Annotated in this window: 2 protein-coding genes; one reads left to right on the top strand and one right to left on the bottom strand. The window is 70.6% G+C overall.

What is annotated here, in order from left to right:
* Positions 1-35 precede the first annotated feature (35 nt).
* On the bottom strand, positions 36-965 hold the full coding sequence (locus VF794_RS05695) for an efflux RND transporter periplasmic adaptor subunit (RefSeq protein WP_331108161.1): 930 nt from the start codon (positions 963-965) through the stop codon (positions 36-38).
* Positions 966-1,173: 208 nt separating this feature from the next.
* Here VF794_RS05695 and VF794_RS05690 point away from each other — a divergent pair, with 208 nt between their 5' ends.
* Entirely contained in the window at positions 1,174-2,517 is a 1,344-nt protein-coding gene (locus tag VF794_RS05690) for an NAD(P)/FAD-dependent oxidoreductase (protein ID WP_331108160.1), read from the top strand.
* The last annotated feature ends 36 nt before the right edge of the window (positions 2,518-2,553 follow it).

Below are 2,553 nucleotides of genomic sequence, written 5' to 3'. Positions count from 1 at the left end.
CCACGGGTTTGGCTTCCACCGGTTTGGCTTCCACGCTAGGGACCCTCGGTCCGCGCCAGATTGGCCGGCGCCTTCACCCTCACCACGGTGCCCGCGGGCACCAGGGCGCCTTCTGGCAGCTCCACGTCCGCGAGCGCGAAGACCATCAGGGTGGCCACATCCACCTCCGGCGCGACCTGCCGCACCTGGCCGTTGAGCGTGAGGTCCCGCCCCGTCACCGCCACCTGTACCGGGTGCCCCACGGCCACGGAGCGCATGTCCTGGACGGGGATGGCGAAGCGCACCTGTGGCTTGCCTCGCCGCAGCAGGTGGAGGAGGGGCTGCCCCGCCCGCACCACCGCCCCGGCGTTCACGAGGCGTCCGGCGACCACCCCGTCGAAGGGCGCCCGCAGCGAGGACTCCGTCACCTGCTGGCGCAGCTGGCCCACCCGCACCTCCTGCTCTTGCACCTTGGCCCGAGCCACCTCCCCCTTCGCCGACGCCATGCGCTGCTCATAGCGCGCCGCGGAGAGCTCCTCCTCGGAGATGACCTGGAGTCTCAACTGTTCAGGGGTCTCTCGCCGCGCCAGCCGCTCCCGCGCCTGCTCCAGCGAGGCCAGCGCCACCTCCAGCTCCGCCTTGCTGGAGAGCAGCTCCGCCTCGGCCATGGCCAGGTTCTCCTGAAGGCTCCGCGAGTCCAGCTTCACCAGCACGTCGCCCTGGCGCACCTCGCTGCCCACCTGCACCTTCACGCTCTCCACGCGTCCATCCACCCGCGCGGCCACATCCAGCGCCTCCTCGGAGATGATCAGGCCCAGCCAGCCCGCCGGGGTCCCTTCCACCCGAGGGGCGGAGTTCCGGGGTTGCTCCACCCGGGGCGCCTCACGCCCTGGCTCCTGGGCGGTGCGTTGGCGGAGCGCGGCCATGGTTCCGACGAGGACCAGCAAGACCAGCCCCAGCCCTCCCAGCAGCGCGCGTGACCCCATTGCTTCCACTATATCCCAAGGGTCCCCACCCCTCACCTTCCGGGCCCACGTCACCGCGAGCGCCGCGGTCCCCGCTGGTCCGACGCCGGCTTCCGAGCACACCCCTGGCCCCCGGCCCTGCTGGCGAGCGGGCATGCGACCCAAGCCCTGGTGGAGATGGGCTCCCGGTCCATGGTCGGCGCTTCCACCTCGGCCCACCTTTGCCGATATGAAACACACCCGGGGTGGGCATCACGTGGTCATCGTGGGAGGCGGCTTTGGCGGGCTCGAGGCCTCGCGCGGGCTGAAGGGGGCGGCCGTGGATGTCACGGTGGTGGACCGCTACAACCACCACCTCTTCCAGCCGTTGCTCTACCAGGTGGCCACCGCCGTCCTCAGCCCCGGAGACATCTCCTCCCCCATCCGCCGGGTGCTGCGCTCCAAGAACACCACCGTGTTGCTCGCCGAGGCCCAGTCCATCGACCTGGAGCGTGGGGTGGTCGTCTGTGATGGCGGCGACATTCCCTACGACACCCTGGTGCTCGCCACCGGGGCCACGCACTCGTACTTCGGCCATCCGGAGTGGGCCCGATTCGCTCCCGGGCTCAAGACGGTCGACGATGCGCGGGAAATCCGCGAGCGCGTGCTGCTGGCCTTCGAGGCCGCCGAGCGCGAGTCCGATCCGGAGCGCCAGCGCGAGTGGCTCACCTTCGTCATCATCGGCGCGGGCCCCACGGGCGTGGAGCTGGCGGGAGCGCTCGCGTACATGACCCGGCACTCCCTGCCCAAGGACTTCCGCCGCATCGACACCTCCCAGGCCCGCATCCTCCTGCTGGAGGGTCTGCCCCGCGTCCTCTCGGTCTACCCGGAGGACCTCTCCGAGCGGGCTCGCGAGGATCTGGAGAAGCTCGGGGTGGAGGTGCGCACCGGGGCCCTGGTGACGGGCATGGACGAGGAGGGCGTCACCGTGGGTGACACCCGCATCCAGGCGCGCACGCTGCTGTGGGGCGCCGGGGTGGCCGCTTCCCCGCTGGCCCGCTCGCTCGGGGTGCCGCTGGACAAGGCCGGGCGGGTGAAGGTGGAGCCCACGCTGACCATCCCCGGCCACGACAATGTCTTCGTGATTGGAGACCTCGCCTCCCTCGTGCAGGACGGCAAGCCGGTGCCTGGGGTGGCTCCGGCGGCCATGCAGATGGGCAAGCACGTGGCGAGGAACATCCGCCGCCAGCTCGCGGGCAAACCGTTGGAGGCCTTCCGCTACCACGACCGGGGCACCTTCGCCGTCATCGGCCGGGGCTCGGCGGTGGGGCTGCTCTACAACAAGTACCGCCTCAAGGGCCGGCCCGCGTGGATGCTCTGGCTGGGCATCCACATCACCTTCCTGATCGGCTTCCGCAACAAGGTGGCGGTGATGCTCGACTGGGCCTACACGTACTTCACCAAGAAGCGGGACGTGCGCCTCATCACCGGACTGCATGCGAACCGGCTTCCGCCCATCCACTCGGACACGCTGCCCGGAGTCACCCCCGAGCGTGTCGGGGAGGCCGAGCACGAGCCGGCGCACCTGCACTGAAAAAGGGGTACAGTCCGCTGCCCGTAGCGGTAGCGA

This window comes from Archangium sp. (assembly GCF_036389735.1).
Taxonomy (GTDB): Bacteria; Myxococcota; Myxococcia; order Myxococcales; family Myxococcaceae; genus Archangium.
This window is presented reverse-complemented; position numbering and strand designations above follow the sequence as displayed.

Bases quoted from the DNA above. Each gene is read 5' to 3' on its own strand.
- VF794_RS05695 (WP_331108161.1), bottom strand. From the start codon at position 965: ATGGGGTCACGCGCGCTGCTGGGAGGGCTGGGGCTGGTCTTGCTGGTC.
- VF794_RS05690 (WP_331108160.1), top strand. From the start codon at position 1,174: ATGAAACACACCCGGGGTGGGCATCACGTGGTCATCGTGGGAGGCGGC.